The organism is Bacillus sp. EB106-08-02-XG196, from assembly GCF_013396335.1.
Taxonomy (GTDB): domain Bacteria; phylum Bacillota; class Bacilli; order Bacillales; family Cytobacillaceae; genus Neobacillus.
Map to the genome: position 1 here is coordinate 136,193 of NZ_JABWSY010000008.1, position 16,497 is coordinate 152,689.

Here is a 16,497-nt window from a genome sequence, read left to right on the forward strand (position 1 = left end):
GTTCTCATCCCAAGAACAGGTTCTTATCTGTGATGTCTATTTTCGACTAATTTTTTCATTTTGCTATCCTAATATCCAAAAATCGCTACATTCTGATTTTGCAAAACAAACCTATTATCCTTCCATCCTAAAGTGTTCAAAACATAACCTAAAGAATCCGCATTATATCTTCCTGCAATTTTTTGATACGCCAAAAGCTCAAACACTTTATTTGAATCAAAATCTACTGGATATAAGCCGCTTAAAGGATTTACAAAACCAGTAATAGGGCTTTTCAGTTTACCGTTTGCATCATATATTTCATTTAAATACCCAGCACCTCTTGTTGAAATGTCTATCAGGTACTTTTTATTATTGATTTCACTGACAACTTCCACTTTATAATGGTCTTGATACGTAACTACATATTGGTATTGTTCATTATATATATTGAAATCAAATAGTAATTGAGGTGTATTTTCCAAAAAAGAATAAATATAATGGTACATGATTCCCCCGCTGCCAGCTGTAGCAATACTTATTAAAATATCATCTATCCCATTGCCAGTAAAATCGCCCAAGAATATTGTAGGATTGTAGCCGGCATTCTCACGAAGCGGAACACTTTTCACCTCGCCAGTTCTTCCATCTTGAACATTCAGGGTGATATTTTGAGTAAATGGACTAGCAGGAGTCTTTATTCCAGTTAAATAGACATTATCAAGTACTCGATCCCCAGTTACATCACCACGTGCAAACGAAACCATACTATGCAGATTCATCGTTGTCCTAGAATAATAGTTAAACATAACCTGCTCCTTTCCATGATGACGACCATCATCATAATTGCCCTTCATGAAGTAATATCAAAACCCCAGCATCATAAAATTTATAAGGCAAACTGATTTTCAATTAGCATATTATACGCTCTGCGCACTCGAAGTTTCCGAAGGATTTCGTTAATGATTCATCAAAATGGAGGGGAAAAAATGAAGAAATACGGTTCTTTTTCTGGTACGGTTACCATGATTCAAGATTATTTAGTAGGTTCAGATGAAGAATTAAAAGGATGCTTTAAATTAATGTCACTAGTAGGAGACGATGGTTCAGTCGTAAATTTCGTTATTAGTCCAACAACCTATTTTCTAGACCATGTTATGGTTTCAGTTGGAGACACTGTAACAGGTTATTATGATGTCAATGTACCTGTCATTCTTATTTACCCGCCACAATATCAAGCACTTATTATCGTAAAAAATAACCCTTATCAACATGTAAAGGTAGACTATTTTAACAGCCAGCTCGTGAGTAGTGATGGTCAGTTACAATTGAATATCTCTAGTTATACTCTTGTTTTATTACAAAACGATCAATCTTTTACATTGAGTCCTGCAAACCGAAATCTACTCGTTGTATATGGTCCTGCCACATTCAGCATACCAGCCCAAACTACTCCTTATAAAATCATTGTTTTGTGTTAGAAAACTTGGGGGGTGCAATGGGGACGGTTCTTATGGTTTTTAAGACCACAAGAACCGTCCCCATTGCTTCTTTAGAGAATCCTTCATTGCAAATCATCCTTTCTTTTTAAGGTTGCCTTAGTTATATAATCTATCTACTTTGTGCAAAGCTATTAATTTCATTATATAACCAATTTCTTGAGTGGAATTTAATTCAATTCCGACAATATACCTCCACACAACCTTAGAATTTTATTTAGGATTTTGATTATTTTTCCATGGGGGATCACCAAATTTATGGAGCACTTTATTTAACTTATAAATTCCTAGTGGGATGAACAAAGAGAAAACTGCATTTATGAGGATGAGCTTCGAAGGAAGTCTTCCTATTATAAAGTCCCACATGGTTTACCTCCTTTATTTTTGGGTTTCCATGATTGTCCCGATACTACGTACAATGATCTTGGCATTAACGCGTATGTTACTTTTTGAAAAATAATGTGAACCACTCTCCCAATCATTTTTAATGGATTTCCAACTATCATAGTGTTCTTGATGTAAATAGGAGCCTAATCCTAAAACATCGGCATTATATTCCTTTTGCATTTTTTCAATTACTCCTGCTGTTATTTTCTCAATTTCTTTTGCCACTTTTTCTTCCAATTTAGCAACCGTTTTAGGTTCAGACATATGATAGTTTCCAAAATCCTCACCCAAATTACCTTCAACCACAACATCAATCGTAAAGTCTATTTGATCTTTATTGATGACATTCGCATGTATTTTTCTTTTTGCATCACTAATTTCAAATACGACCAATTGACCATCCATAATAACTTCAATAACCCCTCCTTTTAGTTCACCTGTAATAAAATTGGCTCCCATTGTTTCCATTCCATTTAAGGTTCCAATCATTTTTTTACTATCTCCTTTAAAAATAGCAGAGCCAGACAAATCTGCTTTTTGACCATTCGACTGAATGAAAGGAATGAGGAAGCTGTTGATTCCCAGTAAATATTTATGGACCTTTCCAATATTCACTGGAGGTAATAGCTCCCCATTTTTGTATGCATTATCTGTTATCGAATCAATATACATAACAGGTAATCTCTCTACTTTTGTTCTTGATTCTAAAATATCCTTGGTTGTATCCTTAGTGATCATGATCTTTGTTTCTCGTCGCATTTCATGATCTCGCAAGTAAAAATCTAATACCTCAGGAAGATATCCCTTTTTCGCTACTTCGTCTGAGATTATGATCATCTTAATATGCTGGAAATATGGGGATCGTGCTATTTTTTTCGATATATTACGATTAATTTGAAACATTGTATTACCGCTGACCGCAACATTTAGAAACGGATCTTGAATTTGACTGGAATCTCCCCCTTTACCTTGTAAAGCACTTGGATCCACAAATTGAAATGTCACCTTAAATCTCTCTTTAGCAATGGAATCCTCGGTCGCCTCTGCCTCATCTCGATCCTCTAAAGTATCATGATCTGAAGGATCGATACCCACTCCTATCACATATCCACGTTCTTCACTCTCAACCTGATCCCAACATCCAGTTAGAAGCAAACATAAACTGACATATAATAAACCTTTATACATTCCCCTTCACCCCGCTTATTTTTGCGAAAATGAGCAGTAGAGAAGGAATAATCATACTGAACACGATACCTAAATAACTGATATATAATCCAAATGTTGAAAATTCATTAAAATTTTGAGGTGTCATCGCGATTATATAAATGATCGGTGTTAAGACAAAGATGAACGTCATTCTCTTTATCTTTTTGAAGATTGCACCAAGTGCCAAAAGAGTGACATCAAATGCCATTGCAGCTGTACTGAATAATGTCATAACCCATATCGTGAAGAATAAGGATTCAAATCTCTCAAAAAATCCACCCGGTACTTCCACTTGTTTTGCTAATTCTGCTGTTGGGAAATTAAGATTAGCCGTAACTTCTACGCTAAACACACCAATTGCTGTAAAAAACACAATCAGATATAAAAGAAAGGCAATGGTAATTCCAATTAGTGAAGCTTTCAAAGTCTTTTTCGGTTGATTAATATGCACATTATAAAATAATAAAATCTCAAAGCCTAAGAAAGAGAATACGGTTTCCTTTGAAGCCTTAATGACATCGAACCACCCCGTAATAAAAAAAGGCTTGATATTTCCCATTTCAAAAAATCCTATATTAAAAACGATTAAGATTAATACAATAAAAAGGATGATGGGTATAAACATAATATTTAATCGTAATAACGCAGTGCTTGGACCTGCTACTCCATATACAACCACTAACAGAAAAACGAGACAAATGACTTCGACAGGAGTGACATCAAATAGATATAGCTTGGCAATGCTCGCGACCCCCCTCATTTCATAACTAACAAAGAGCATCGTATAGAGAGCAAATAAAAAGGTGATACCCAATGCAACCGGCTTATTAAAAATGGACTTCGAAATGTCAAAAAGGTTTTTCTTAGGGAATCTTGTAATTAATACTGCAACCACTCCGGTAAAAGTAAGTGCAACGAATGCACCAAGACAAATGGATATCCAACCATCTATTGATTTTGTGACATCTACAATGGCACGTGGAAGGGTAAGAATCCCAAAACCTATAATCATATTAGCGACCAGGAATATGACTTCTTTTTTTCCAATTTCCTCGTCACCATATTCAAAGGATTTCATGAGCTACTCCCCTTTTGTATCCATACGTTTTTCATCTTCCGTTTGCATAAATTTAGGTCTTCTCGATAACATGATAAGAGGAGCCCGGATAACCAAATCCATTAAATCATGTTTAAAGTTAGGTGAAAATGGCGCTGTGTAAGGAATCCCAAAGCTTTTAAGTCTCGCAAGATGAACATTGATCATAATATAAGTTAAAATAATGCCATAAAGACCGAAAATACTTGCCGTAAGCATGGTCACAAAGCGAAGCATCCGAAATGCAATTCCCGCACTATAGGAAGGAACCGCAAAAGAAGCAATCGCAGTAACAGAAACGACTATTACCATGACAGGACTGACAATACCGGCTTGAACTGCAGATTCACCAATAACCAAACCGCCTACAATACCAATCGTCTGACCAATTGGCTTTGGTAAGCGTAGTCCTGCTTCTCTTAACAACTCCAACGTAACTTCCATCATGAATGCCTCCACCACTGCCGGAAAAGGCACACCTTCACGTGTAGCAGCGATTGAAAATGCCAGTTTTGACGGAATCATTCCCTGATGAAAGGAAACAAGAGCTATATATAGTGCTGGAAGAAACAAGGAAATAAAAGCTGCACCATATCTTAATATTCTAATGAGAGAACCGATCATCCAGCGTTCATAATAATCCTCTGGCGATTGAATTAAAGCTACAAACGTTAGGGGTGCGATTAAGACAAAAGGTGTTCCATCTAAGATAATGACGACTTTTCCTTCTAAAATCGAGGCACAAGCCTTATCAGGCCTTTCCGTATGAAGAATCTGAGGAAAAGGAGACATAAAACTGTCTTCAATCCATTGTTCAATGAACCCCGACTCTGGTGCATCATCCATATCGATTGAATCCAATCTCTTTTTTACTTCCTTGACAATTTCAGGGTGAACAATACCATCAATATAGACAAGGAAAAGATCCTTTTTCGAACGCCTCCCAACCTGAAAGTTTTCAAAATGAAGATTTGGATCGCGAATATTTCTTCGGATCAGTACTGTATTTGTCCGCACGTTTTCAGTAAACCCTTCTCTTGGTCCACGCACTAATGCTTCTGAAACCGGTTCTTCAATTCCTCTGCTTGCCCAACCCTTCGTACCAATCAGTAATACATCCGTTGTTCCCTCTACAAAAATGGCGGTTTCTCCCGAAAGAACAGCAAACATCACAGCATCGAGACTTTGAACTTTTTTCAGCTCACCTATTGAGAGGATTTCATTCTCCAGTTCGATTAACAATTCCTTCTCATTGGCTGGAATTTCTTTATTTGCTTGCGCCATACCAAGCTGAATATTATTAAGAATTTGCGTATTTACAATATCCTTGTCAACTAAGCCATCAATATAAACAATCGCACAACGATGATTGGAATTTCCGATGGTAACGATTCGAATGATAAGATCATTGGGAGAATGCAGCAGCCTTTTAATTTGTTCAATATTTTCCATAAGAGTAGGAAAGATTTGATTTGGACTTTCGTGATTTTGCTTCTTCTGATTTACTTCGTGCTTCATCTGTTGCAAGAATCTTTCTTTTAAAAAGCGAAACATCACATGCATCCCCTCTAAGAAGTAAAAGTAACCAATTTTTAACACGAATTTTTTTTAGTTTGTGATAAATACAGATAACTATGCAAAAAAATAATGACAGTAAGCCCGAATGATAAAAACAATTCCACACCCTTTTATGGAAACTAACCATCCCCCTGTGCGATCAGCATGTTTATAGGGGCGGCTTTTCTTAGCAGTTTGCCTGGAGATAAAATTAAACCGTTTTTTATGGATGATTGCTATCATATATCAATTAAAGAATCGAAAACGGTTCATAGCTGTTAATCAATATCTTCAAGCAGACTTCGACATTTCTCCTTCCAATCAATCGTTTGATTAATAAGGAGAAATATCTCTTTATATCAATCTTTTTCTCTAGAAAATCGTAAAAAGAAAGTCGAAAGAGTCGTAGAATGGAAAGCTATATAACGAGAATCGTTATGCCACTTCCTCATTCTTTCCTTATTTACCTATACTGAAGCAAATATTTGGATTAAATTAAAGGCTGCCTATTAAATAAAGGCAGACCTATTTCTTAATACTAATAAAAAAAACATGAGAGAAGGTATTTTAATGCTGAAAAAACTAGCAAATAGAGTTTATTATATGCCTCATTATTCAGAAACGGATCGTCCGGCATTAGGTTTAATTTATGGGGATACCTTTAGCTTAATCGTTGATTCAGGGAATTCACCTGCACATGCAAGGGATTTCCTCAATCAAGTGAAAAAAATGGATATACCTCCGGTGAAATTTGTTGTCATAACACATTGGCACTGGGATCATATTTTTGGTATTAAAACGATGGGCTTATTAACAATTAGTCACGATGAAACGAAGAAGAAAGTGGATTATTTGAAAACCCTAAAATGGGATGATGCCTCATTAGATGCACGAGTGGAGACTGGTGAAGAAATTGAGTTTTGTCAAGACATGATAAAACGCGAAATGCCTAACCGGGATCATTTGGAATTGAAGGTGCCGGACCTAACCTTTACGAATAAAATTGAGATTGATTTGGGTGGCATGAACTGTGTAGTTGAGCATGTTGGTGGTGTCCATGCGCAGGACTCTTCTATTATTTATATTCCAGATGAAAAAGTAATGTTTTTGGGAGATTGCATCTATCAGGACTTTTATAGCGGTGAATGGAGCTATGACCTAGAAGAACTTGTGACCCTACTAGACAAAATAAAAAAATACGATGTCGATATTTATGTAACCGGGCACCAAAATCCGCATACTCGCGAAGAAATGTGGAGATTCTTTGATGATTTAACTAGTATCGGGGAAATCGTGGATAAAGAGGTCTCTGTTGATAAAGCCGTCACTACATTTACCGAGGTGCGAAAGGAAACCCCGAACGAAGAACAACTCGAGCACATCCAAAACTTTGTTAGTGGGAATCGGAAGAAATAAAAGTGCCGCAAGGACGGTTCTCATGGGTTATTACTTACACTGCACCTCAAAAAACTAGAGCAAATCAGCTTCTCTGCTTTGCCATCAGAACCGTCCCCATGGTCACCCATGGTCACCCCAAATTGATTGCACCGTAAATGAGGGCACCAAATACGATTAATCCGGGGTGTACTTTTACTTTTTCCATTAGTAAATAACTGCCTATTCCTAAGAATAGAATGTGTCCGATTCCGATTTGAAAGTATGATTCATAGAAGGATTGAAAGGTCATCACTCCTAGAAGTACCGCAATGGTCGGTTTTACGTAAAGCGTCATGCGTTTTACTTGAGGAGACTTCCTAAACTTATAGAGAAGACCCATTAGAGTCAGCATCAGTATCAGAGACGGAGCGACTGTGGCTAATACGGCCAGCACTGAGCCAAAGTAGCCTCCTACTTGAAATCCGATGTAGCCTGCCATCTTTGTTGCAATCGGACCTGGCAAGGCATTTCCCATGGCGAAAGCTTCATTAAATTCTTGTGTGGTTAACCAATGATAGTTCTCTACTACTTCATTTTGAATGAGAGGAATGGTGGCTGGTCCTCCCCCATATCCTAAAATATTCGCAATGAAAAAGGCCCAAAAAATATGCAAGTAAATCATCATAGTGATAGTCCCTTCTCTTTGTCCCTTTTCACCGTGATACGGGTTGGTTTTACTAAGGCAAATAGTAAAAGAGCTCCTATTACAAAGCCGGGATGAATACCGAAGTATTCAATTAGTACTAAGGCGACAAGGATGTGCACGGTGGTAAAAAACCACTTAAGTCCTTTAATAGCACTCTGGACAAATTCCCAGGTTAAGACTCCAAGCATCACCGCTACTACCGGTACAACTGCCTTCGTCATTCCTTGAACCCATTTCAAATCTTTAAACTCAATTAAGGTGCTAAGTAATATAATCATAAAAAAGATCGTAGGTAAAATGGTGGCAAAGATGGCGTTGATCATGCCAGGTACGCCGCCAATGCGAAATCCAATATAGCCTGCCATCTTTGTTGCAATCGGACCAGGCAATGTATTTGCAATGGCTAATACATCGCCAAATTCCTCATTGTTCATCCATTTAAACCGTTCTACTACCTCTTTTTGGACGAGCGGAATCGTTGTAGGTCCCCCGCCATATCCAAGCATACTGCTTCGAAAAAATGCGATAAAAATGTCTCGCTGTTTCATAGAATCAATCCTTTACTGTGGATTACCAACTGGCAATGGCTCCATCTGTCCGTGATTCTGTTCCCCCCATTAGTACACCTGTTTCAGGATTTCGCCATATTATTTGTCCGCGGCCAAACGAACCTGAGTCCACCATTACTTTAATGTCATGTCCTTTTTGCACCAATTCTTCTGCGATGTGGAAGGGGAAGGTTTTCTCTACCTCTATGGTTCTATCATTCTTCCATTGCCATCTTGGTGCATCTAATGCTGCTTGGGGATTTAAGTGAAAATCGATGGTATTCATAATGACTTGAACATGACCTTGCGGCTGCATGTAGCCTCCCATTACACCGAATGGTCCAACAGGTTGATTGTCCTTCGTTAGAAATCCTGGAATAATCGTATGGTACGTCTTCTTGCCGCCCTCAAGAGAGTTGTAATGCTCAGGGTCAAGGCTGAAATCATGTCCGCGGTTCTGTAAGCCAATTCCTGTTCCAGGCACGACAATCCCAGAACCAAAGCCCATGTAATTGCTTTGGATAAATGATACCATATTTCCCTCTCCATCTGCTGTTGCGAGGTACACGGTTCCTCCACGCGGCGGTACACCTGGAGCCGGAGTGGACGCTTCACTTCCAATTAGTGCCTGACGCTGCCTGCCATAAGAAGTACTTAATAGCTCTTCTGCGGTTACCTCCATATGCTTAGGGTCTGTAATATATTGCTTACCGCATGAAAAAGCTAGCTTCATAGCTTCGATTTGTTTGTGGTAGGTGTCTGTTGCTTCTTTAGCAGTAAAATCAAAGCCTTTTAGTATGTTTAGCGCCATAAGAGCTACAATCCCCTGCCCGTTTGGCGGAATTTCCCAAACATCATAGCCGCGGTAGTTTACCTTAATAGGATCTACCCATTCCGGTTGAAAGGCTGCTAAATCATCTTTTGTTAAATAGCCTCCGTAAGTCTTGGAAGCTGCGGCTATTTTTTCTGCAATGGCCCCTTTGTAAAAGCTTTCTCCGCCTGTCCGTGCGATTTCTTCAAGTGTGTCAGCATGGTCAAGAGACGACCATATTTCTCCGACTTCAGGTGCTCGCCCTTTTGGTGCAAAGGTCTCAAACCATGCTTCGAACTCTTCCCCTGTACATTGCTGTTTGTATTGTGCGAAGGCCCTTTTCCAAAAGCGTCCTAGTGTAGGTGAAACAGGATAGCCGTTTGCCGCATATTCAATGGCTGGCTTCATCACCTCTACCAGCGGCAGGCGGCCAAACCGTTTTGATAATTCTACCCAAGCTGCCGGTGCACCAGGTACCGTTACCGGGGTCCAGCCATACTTAGGCATTCTTTCGTGTCCAGCTTGTTTTACCTTCTCGATGGAGATATTCATCGGTGCCGGACCACTTGAATTTAGTCCGTGTAATTGTCCTTTTGTCCAAACAAGTGCAAATGCGTCTCCCCCAATCCCGTTGGAGGTAGGCTCTACTACTGTCAAACAAGCGGCGGTTGCAATTGCTGCATCAATCGCATTTCCGCCTTGTTTCAAAATATCCAGCCCTGCTTGTGCAGCCAAGGGCTGAGACGTAGCGACCATTCCATTCTTGGCATATGCTACATTTCGTTGTGATGAATAAGGATAATGCCCAGCATCAAAATTCATGTATTGTTACCTCCTTTTAGTCTCGAACAATCGGATGATTTATCCGATCATTTCTTCTTTCACTTCTTTTACCTTCCCCTCCGTAAAGAGATGACAGGAAACCTGATGTCCACTATCAATGTCCTTTAGAATGGGAATGTTCGTTTTACAGCTTTCATTTGCGACCGGACAACGAGGATGGAATGTACATCCTGACGGCGGGTTAGCCGGACTTGGCAAGTCTCCCTGAAGAATGACCCTCTCCCGCTTGGCCTTCGGATTCGCAATGGGCACAGCCGATAATAAAGCTCGCGTATAGGGATGACTTGGGTTCGTGAAGAGCTGCTTTTTATCGGCAATCTCCACCACACGCCCCAAATACATCACGGCAATTCGATCACATAAGTGCCTAACAACGGAAAGATCGTGGGAAATGAAGATCAGCGTAAGATTAAACTCCTTCTTCAAATCCTTTAAAAGATTCAAAACCTGCGATTGGATGGAAACATCAAGAGCAGAAACCGGTTCATCCGCAATAATCACCTTCGGCTTAAGGATGAGAGCTCGTGCAATCCCAATCCGCTGGCGCTGACCACCAGAGAAGTCATGGGGATGACGGTCTAAGTGCTCTTTTCTCAGTCCTACCACTTCGATGATTTCCTCCACTTTTTTCATCCGTTCCGCGCGAGATGAACCAATCCCATGCACGATTAGGGGCTCAAGCAAAATCTGCCTAATCGTTTTGCGCGGGTTGAGAGAAGCATAGGGATCCTGAAAAACCATTTGAATATCCTTGCGCATCTGCCGCATTTCTTCCTTGGACAGTTTCGCCAGATCCTTGCCATTGAACCAAACTTCTCCAGCAGAGGGATTCAATAAACGTAGAATCGTACGACCCGTGGTCGATTTCCCACAGCCTGATTCTCCCACTATTCCTAACGTCTCACCCGGCATTACGGTAAAATCCACCCCATCAACAGCTTGGACGTGACCGGTTACTTTATTGAAAAAACCCGTTTTAATAGGAAAGTATTTTTTTAACCCTTTGATCTCTAAAATAGGCTTGTTTTCGCTCATGATGCATCCTCCTCCGTAACAAGCCAGCAGCGGCATTTATGTTGGTTTTCGATTTCCTTCAGCTCTGGAGCCTGTTGATGACAAATCTCCTTTGCCCAGCTGCATCGAGGAGCAAACCTGCATCCTTTCGGCATCTCATAAGGAAGCGGAACGGAGCCAGGAATCGTATTCAAATATTCCTTTTCATCCTCAAAGGATGGAATGGAATCAATCAGCCCTATTGTATAGGGATGCTTCGGATTTTCAAACAAAGTCTCTACGTCCGTCTCTTCGACAACTTGACCCGCATACATAACAATGACACGGTCGCACATTTCGGCTACAACCCCTAAATCGTGCGTAATGAGCATAATGGACGTTCCTGTTTTATTTTTTAAATCTCTCATTAAATCCAAAATTTGCGCCTGAATGGTTACATCAAGGGCCGTGGTTGGTTCATCCGCAATGATTAATTGGGGATCACATGCCATCGCCATAGCAATCATCACACGCTGACGCATGCCCCCTGAAAGCTGATGGGGGTATTCTCCATAAATCTCTTGTGCTCTCGGCATCCCAACCGCATTTAGCATCTTAATCGCTCTTGCCTTGGCCTCTTGCTTGGAAATATTCATATGAAGAATAACGGATTCCTCGATTTGCCTTCCTACCGTATGCAATGGATTAAGGGATGTCATCGGTTCCTGGAAGATCATCGCGATATCATTTCCCCGAACCTTCTGCATATGCTTCTCCGGAAGGGATATCAGCTCCTGCCCCTGGAAGGTTATGCTTCCTTCATTGCTGGCATTGGACGGCAGAAGCCGCATAACGGAAAGGCTAGTCACACTTTTTCCGCACCCGGATTCCCCAACGACGCCCAGTGTTTCACCAGGCTTAATGGAGAAATCTACACCATCGACAACACTAACGGTACCGTTGTCTGTTTTAAACGTTGTTTTAAGATTTTTGACCTCCAAGATAGCACTCATGTTCACATCTCCTTTCCATTATTTACGGATTCTTGGATCCAAGGTTTGCTGTAATCCATCCCCCAGCAGATTAAATCCGAGGACAACCAAGAAAATGGCCATACCAGGAAAAATAGTTGCATAGGGAGACACATTCATTAAAGTTTGGGCCTGGTTCAGCATGCTTCCCCATGATGGGGTCGGCGGCTGCACCCCTAGTCCTAAATAGGATAAAGACGCTTCTGCAAGAATTCCTGCTGCCATAGCCAGAGTAGATTGAATAATAATCGGATTAAGTGCATTAGGCAGGATATGACTGAAAATAATGCGAAGATCTTTCACGCCTGTCGCCTTGGCCGCATGTATATATTCCATATTACGAAGCTGCAGCACCTGTCCTCGTGTAATTCGGACAAAAGCGGGGGCAAACCCAATTCCAATGGCGATCATGGCATTTCCGAATCCATTTCCCAACACAGCAGCAATCGCCAGTGCCAGGATAAGAAAAGGGAAGGCCTGCATGGCATCAACGGATCGCATGACCACCCATTCATCCCAGAATCCACCAAAGTAACCGGAAAGAAGACCAATCGGAACTCCAATGAGGATGGCAATTCCTACCGATAATAAAGCCGCTTTAATCGAAATTTGGGCTCCATAAACGACACGGGAGTAAATATCCCTTCCTAAATCATCCGTTCCAAAAAGATGTTCTCCACCTGGAGGCAATAAAATAGCATTATAATCTTGGGCGTTCGGGTCAAATGGTGCCAATTGTTGAGCAAAAATGGCCATCACAACCATGGTTAAAATAATAATGGCACCTAAAACCCCTAATCCAGTCCGTAAAAACTTTTTGAACGTCTTCATCACGATACCCCCTTCTCCGCCTTGATTCTTGGGTCAATGACAGCATAAAGAATATCCACGATCAGATTTACAAAGACAACCAATACAGCAGATACTAAGATAGCGCCCTGGACAGTTACATAGTCACGTTTAAAAACGGACTCTACTATGAGTCGGCCAAAGCCGGGAATAGAGAAAATCGATTCGGTTATAACCAGTCCGCCAAGAAGTCCGGCAATCATCAACCCAGAGGTAGTCACAACCGGGATCATGGCATTACGGAGCACATGTCCCAAAATGGTCCTCACTTCATTTAGCCCTTTGGCTTTAGCGGTACGAACAAAATCCATATTGACTACCTCAAGCAAAGAGGAACGAAGCATTCTCATAAGCACCGCCGATTCACGAAGACCTGTGGCCAAACAAGGTAAGATCATGGCCATCAAATTCTGAACAGGATTTTCCGAAAACGGAACATACCCAGAGGCCGGCAGCCAGCCTAACTCTACTGAAAAATAAATTATGGCCATCATAGCCAGCCAAAAGCTCGGGATACTCATCCCACCCAAAGCAATAAATGTACTGGTATAGTCGATAGCTGTTCCTCTTCTTACGGCTGCAAGGATGCCGGCAGGAAAAGCAATCAGTAATGCGACCACAAAGGTACCAATCGTCAATTCAACCGTAGCCGGCAATCGTTGGAAGATTAGTTCGGTGACAGGCACCCGATCCGTGATCGATAATCCCAAATCTCCTGTCACAACATTCCCAACCCAGGTTACATACTGAACAACAATAGGCTTATTCAATCCTAATTCTGCACGAAGTGATTCATAGGCTTCCGGTGTCGCTTCCTGACCAAGAATGACCCGGGCAGGATCACCCGGAATCATATGGATCAGAGAAAATGTCAGAATCGACACTAAGAAGAGAATCGGAATGGTTAACAGCAAACGCCTTACTAGGAATTTCATATCCTGCTCCTCCTCATAGTTATTTCAAGATGATCTTATTGCTTGTCTAATTTTTGTGTATGAATGATGCCGTCTGGTATGTATTCAAAACCAGTAACCTTTTTAGATACACCAAAACGGTTGAAATCATGGTAAATATACACGTACTCAGATTCATCATGGACAATTTCCATCGCCTGGTCATAGAGTACTTTACGCTTCTTCGGATCCAATTCAGTTCGAGCTTGCTTAACGAGCTTGTCCAATTCAGGGTTGGATACACCTGCATAGTTATTTGGCTGATCGGTTACGACGAAATCGAAGAAGCTTTGGTCTGGGTCTGGACGTCCTGACCATCCAAGTTGAAGGGCCTGGAATTTATGATTAGCCCCATTTTCCAACATCGTACCAAACTCGACCTTTTCTAGTTCTACTTCCATTCCATAAGGCTTTAACATGCTCTGAATGACTGCCCCGAACTGCTCATGGACAGGAGAGGTTCCAATCTGAAATTTAAAGCTGAAACCATCTGGCTTTCCGCCCTTAGCCATTAAATCCTTAATTTCTTGTTTATCAGGCTTGCCCACTTTATCCGAATCTCCATGTGCCAGGTTACCTTTTGCGAACGGAGAGTTTGCAGGTGCACCATAGCCGTCTAGTACTACTTTGATGAAGGCTTCACGGTCGACCGCCTTATTTACAGCTTGACGAAGGTATTTATTCGTGAATGGTTCTTGTTTGGTATTCAGGTAGAACCCTTGGTAAGCCATTCCAGATTCAGCAACCACTTTTGCAACAGGATCATTTTCTAATCCCTTAATTTCCTTCGTAGGAACTTCATCGACGAAATCAAGTTGACCCGATTTTAAGTTTTGAACCGCTGCTGTTCCGTTCGTAAACACTCGGTAATTTAACTCATCAATTTTGACTTCACCATTCCAATAGTTTTCATTCTTTTCCAAGGTAACATGGTCGCCCTTAATATGCTCCACGAATACATAGGCACCTGTTCCGACAGGATGGTTCAAGTAATCATCGCCATATTTCTTCACCGCTTCAGGAGAGACCATCATTCCTGATCGATCGGTAAGGATGGAAATAAAAGGAGAGAAGGGTTCGGACAGTTCAATCGTCACCGTTTGCGGATCGACTGCCTCAACTTTTTGAACAAATTTCATTTCATTCACACGACGAGAATTGTCTTCTCTATAACGCTCGATGTTGAACTTTACAACATCTGCATTAAATTCTGTACCGTCATGAAAGGTAATCCCTGTCTTTAATTTGAAGGTATACACCTTTCCATCCGGAGAAACCTCATATGATTCGACTAAGACAGGCACAATATTTCCATCCTTGTCCAGGTCAAAGAGTTTGTCATAGATGCTGTTTTGAACCTGGCGATCTACTAAAGCATTGGATTGGCTGGGATCTAAGCTTGGCGGATCCGCTTTAAGACCGATATTTATTACTTTTTTGTCACCCGATTCCGAAGCTTGCGGCTTTTGTTCAGATTTACCACTCGTTGCGGATTCATTCCCGCCATTGCATCCCGTCAATGCCAGCATCGTACCGATTATGGCTGTAGCAAAGGTCAACCTAGTCTTTTTCCTTAACATACTTTCAACCCCCATTTTGATTGGTATAATCCCTAATGATAAAACTGAAAAGTAATTATTTTCTGAAATTTTGGTTCAAAAAAATAGCCTACTGCCTATTCAGTCTTCCGAAGAAAGTGAAATCAGTTGTCTATTTTTCTCTCGGTGCTGTTCTTCTTTCTCCCATTTTTCATGCAGCCTTTCATATCGAATGGCTACGTCACACAAATGTTCTCTCATCATTTGTCTCGCCCGTTCTACATGATGGTCTTTGATCGCCTGATAAATATTCTCGTGGAATTGAAACGTAGAGACTTTATCTGAAATCAAAACCATTTCTCTTTTGGCGGAGGTAAGCAAATCATTAATAGATTCATAGACTTTCATCAAGACCTGATTTCTTGTTGCATGGACGATGGCAAGGTGAAATCTTCGGTCCGCTTCCAAAATAGGTAAATTGAACTGGATCGCGCTCTTCATCATTTCAAGAGATTGCTCCATTAGCTCAAAGTCCTCTTCTGTAGCAACTTCCGCTGCTTTCCCACAAATTTCAACCTCAAGCATCAAACGAAACTCCATGAGCTCTCTGGAATTTTTAGGATCCAGCAGTGCGGACACAACATGCGAGTGAACCATGCCGCTAATATCCGTTTTTTTGACGAATACCCCAATCCCCATGCGCTTCTCTAAAATCTGCATATCAACCAGGCTATTTAAAGCTTCTCTTACGGATGACCGCCCTACGCTTAATGTTTCCATCAGCTCTCTTTCCGAATGCAGCTTATCACCTTCCTTAAATGTTCCCTTTTTAATCTCTCCCAGTACATATTCAGTTACAATACTACTGACTTTCTTCGACATGCTCAGCACCCCATTCATTTTTTACAAACCCTATACGTCTGCCTCTCCTTATGCGTCTTACATGTCTCACCTGTCTGATGGGTTGGTCCTATTTTATCGAATATTAAGAATATTTGTAAATGGGGCTATAGTCCTAATTCCAGACCACAGGGACGGTTCTCCTGGCTTCATTTTGTTGATAAATTTTTTATCAATAGAAATAGATAAACCTAACGTGTTCCGTTATAACTGAATGTTGC

Annotated in this window: 15 protein-coding genes; 2 read left to right on the top strand and 13 right to left on the bottom strand. The window is 40.8% G+C overall.

Annotation, left to right across the window (positions count from 1 at the left end):
- Positions 1-68: 68 nt before the first annotated feature.
- Positions 69-836, bottom strand: a complete 768-nt coding sequence (locus MLOOGBEN_RS14090; RefSeq protein ID WP_256989093.1) for a VCBS repeat-containing protein — start codon at positions 834-836, stop codon at positions 69-71.
- A gap of 132 nt (positions 837-968) precedes the next feature.
- Here MLOOGBEN_RS14090 and MLOOGBEN_RS14095 point away from each other — a divergent pair, with 132 nt between their 5' ends.
- Positions 969-1,460 (top strand): hypothetical protein, encoded by a 492-nt coding sequence (locus tag MLOOGBEN_RS14095; RefSeq protein ID WP_179158895.1) that lies wholly within the window; start codon positions 969-971, stop codon positions 1,458-1,460.
- Between the two features lie 396 nt (positions 1,461-1,856).
- Here MLOOGBEN_RS14095 and MLOOGBEN_RS14100 read toward each other — a convergent pair whose 3' ends face one another.
- Genes MLOOGBEN_RS14100 through MLOOGBEN_RS14110 form a run of 3 tightly spaced genes read right to left on the bottom strand, consistent with a single transcriptional unit; the run spans position 1,857 to position 5,724 of the window.
- Positions 1,857-3,053, bottom strand: coding sequence for a Ger(x)C family spore germination protein (locus MLOOGBEN_RS14100; protein ID WP_179158896.1), 1,197 nt, complete (start codon positions 3,051-3,053; stop codon positions 1,857-1,859).
- A complete protein-coding gene (locus MLOOGBEN_RS14105) occupies positions 3,046-4,152 on the bottom strand; it encodes a GerAB/ArcD/ProY family transporter (protein WP_179158897.1) in 1,107 nt (368 codons plus the stop codon). Before MLOOGBEN_RS14105 ends, MLOOGBEN_RS14100 begins: the two co-directional genes overlap by 8 nt.
- Before the next feature lie 3 nt (positions 4,153-4,155).
- The gene (locus tag MLOOGBEN_RS14110) at positions 4,156-5,724 is read right to left on the bottom strand and encodes a spore germination protein (RefSeq protein WP_179158898.1); all 1,569 of its coding nucleotides are present in this window, start codon (positions 5,722-5,724) and stop codon (positions 4,156-4,158) included.
- A gap of 573 nt (positions 5,725-6,297) precedes the next feature.
- Here MLOOGBEN_RS14110 and MLOOGBEN_RS14115 point away from each other — a divergent pair.
- Complete coding sequence (locus MLOOGBEN_RS14115) at positions 6,298-7,143, top strand: MBL fold metallo-hydrolase (RefSeq protein WP_179158899.1); 846 nt, start codon at positions 6,298-6,300, stop codon at positions 7,141-7,143.
- A gap of 112 nt (positions 7,144-7,255) precedes the next feature.
- On the opposite strand, the gene MLOOGBEN_RS14120 is transcribed toward MLOOGBEN_RS14115, so the two are convergent.
- The 9 genes from MLOOGBEN_RS14120 to MLOOGBEN_RS14160 form a co-directional block, all read right to left on the bottom strand.
- Positions 7,256-7,786, bottom strand: a complete 531-nt coding sequence (locus MLOOGBEN_RS14120) for a chromate transporter (protein WP_179159015.1) — start codon at positions 7,784-7,786, stop codon at positions 7,256-7,258.
- Complete coding sequence (locus MLOOGBEN_RS14125; RefSeq protein ID WP_179158900.1) at positions 7,786-8,358, bottom strand: chromate transporter; 573 nt, start codon at positions 8,356-8,358, stop codon at positions 7,786-7,788. Before MLOOGBEN_RS14125 ends, MLOOGBEN_RS14120 begins: the two co-directional genes overlap by 1 nt.
- 22 nt (positions 8,359-8,380) lie before the next feature.
- Complete coding sequence (gene ggt / locus MLOOGBEN_RS14130; protein ID WP_179158901.1) at positions 8,381-9,991, bottom strand: gamma-glutamyltransferase; 1,611 nt, start codon at positions 9,989-9,991, stop codon at positions 8,381-8,383.
- A 39-nt stretch (positions 9,992-10,030) separates the two neighbouring features.
- Positions 10,031-11,047 carry an ABC transporter ATP-binding protein gene (locus tag MLOOGBEN_RS14135; protein WP_179158902.1) on the bottom strand — a complete coding sequence of 339 codons (1,017 nt, stop codon included), beginning with the start codon at positions 11,045-11,047 and terminating at the stop codon, positions 10,031-10,033.
- Positions 11,044-12,018: an ABC transporter ATP-binding protein gene (locus MLOOGBEN_RS14140; protein ID WP_179158903.1), complete on the bottom strand. Its 975-nt coding sequence runs from the start codon at positions 12,016-12,018 to the stop codon at positions 11,044-11,046. The genes MLOOGBEN_RS14135 and MLOOGBEN_RS14140 overlap by 4 nt, the downstream gene beginning before the upstream one ends.
- A gap of 18 nt (positions 12,019-12,036) precedes the next feature.
- Positions 12,037-12,867 carry an ABC transporter permease gene (locus MLOOGBEN_RS14145; RefSeq protein WP_179158904.1) on the bottom strand — a complete coding sequence of 277 codons (831 nt, stop codon included), beginning with the start codon at positions 12,865-12,867 and terminating at the stop codon, positions 12,037-12,039.
- Entirely contained in the window at positions 12,867-13,820 is a 954-nt protein-coding gene (locus tag MLOOGBEN_RS14150; protein ID WP_179158905.1) for an ABC transporter permease, read from the bottom strand. The genes MLOOGBEN_RS14145 and MLOOGBEN_RS14150 overlap by 1 nt, the downstream gene beginning before the upstream one ends.
- 35 nt (positions 13,821-13,855) lie before the next feature.
- On the bottom strand, positions 13,856-15,418 hold the full coding sequence (locus MLOOGBEN_RS14155; RefSeq protein ID WP_179158906.1) for an ABC transporter substrate-binding protein: 1,563 nt from the start codon (positions 15,416-15,418) through the stop codon (positions 13,856-13,858).
- Positions 15,419-15,517: 99 nt separating this feature from the next.
- Positions 15,518-16,258 carry a FadR/GntR family transcriptional regulator gene (locus tag MLOOGBEN_RS14160; RefSeq protein WP_256989094.1) on the bottom strand — a complete coding sequence of 247 codons (741 nt, stop codon included), beginning with the start codon at positions 16,256-16,258 and terminating at the stop codon, positions 15,518-15,520.
- Positions 16,259-16,497: the final 239 nt, after the last annotated feature.

What these genes read in the sequence shown, in the direction of transcription:
- MLOOGBEN_RS14090 (WP_256989093.1), bottom strand. Translation starts at nt 836, where the DNA reads ATGAAGGGCAATTATGATGATGGTCGTCATCATGGAAAGGAGCAGGTT.
- MLOOGBEN_RS14095 (WP_179158895.1), top strand. Translation starts at nt 969, where the DNA reads ATGAAGAAATACGGTTCTTTTTCTGGTACGGTTACCATGATTCAAGAT.
- MLOOGBEN_RS14100 (WP_179158896.1), bottom strand. Translation starts at nt 3,053, where the DNA reads ATGTATAAAGGTTTATTATATGTCAGTTTATGTTTGCTTCTAACTGGA.
- MLOOGBEN_RS14105 (WP_179158897.1), bottom strand. Translation starts at nt 4,152, where the DNA reads ATGAAATCCTTTGAATATGGTGACGAGGAAATTGGAAAAAAAGAAGTC.
- MLOOGBEN_RS14110 (WP_179158898.1), bottom strand. Translation starts at nt 5,724, where the DNA reads ATGTTTCGCTTTTTAAAAGAAAGATTCTTGCAACAGATGAAGCACGAA.
- MLOOGBEN_RS14115 (WP_179158899.1), top strand. Translation starts at nt 6,298, where the DNA reads ATGCTGAAAAAACTAGCAAATAGAGTTTATTATATGCCTCATTATTCA.
- MLOOGBEN_RS14120 (WP_179159015.1), bottom strand. Translation starts at nt 7,786, where the DNA reads ATGATTTACTTGCATATTTTTTGGGCCTTTTTCATTGCGAATATTTTA.
- MLOOGBEN_RS14125 (WP_179158900.1), bottom strand. Translation starts at nt 8,358, where the DNA reads ATGAAACAGCGAGACATTTTTATCGCATTTTTTCGAAGCAGTATGCTT.
- ggt (WP_179158901.1), bottom strand. Translation starts at nt 9,991, where the DNA reads ATGAATTTTGATGCTGGGCATTATCCTTATTCATCACAACGAAATGTA.
- MLOOGBEN_RS14135 (WP_179158902.1), bottom strand. Translation starts at nt 11,047, where the DNA reads ATGAGCGAAAACAAGCCTATTTTAGAGATCAAAGGGTTAAAAAAATAC.
- MLOOGBEN_RS14140 (WP_179158903.1), bottom strand. Translation starts at nt 12,018, where the DNA reads ATGAGTGCTATCTTGGAGGTCAAAAATCTTAAAACAACGTTTAAAACA.
- MLOOGBEN_RS14145 (WP_179158904.1), bottom strand. Translation starts at nt 12,867, where the DNA reads ATGAAGACGTTCAAAAAGTTTTTACGGACTGGATTAGGGGTTTTAGGT.
- MLOOGBEN_RS14150 (WP_179158905.1), bottom strand. Translation starts at nt 13,820, where the DNA reads ATGAAATTCCTAGTAAGGCGTTTGCTGTTAACCATTCCGATTCTCTTC.
- MLOOGBEN_RS14155 (WP_179158906.1), bottom strand. Translation starts at nt 15,418, where the DNA reads ATGTTAAGGAAAAAGACTAGGTTGACCTTTGCTACAGCCATAATCGGT.
- MLOOGBEN_RS14160 (WP_256989094.1), bottom strand. Translation starts at nt 16,258, where the DNA reads ATGTCGAAGAAAGTCAGTAGTATTGTAACTGAATATGTACTGGGAGAG.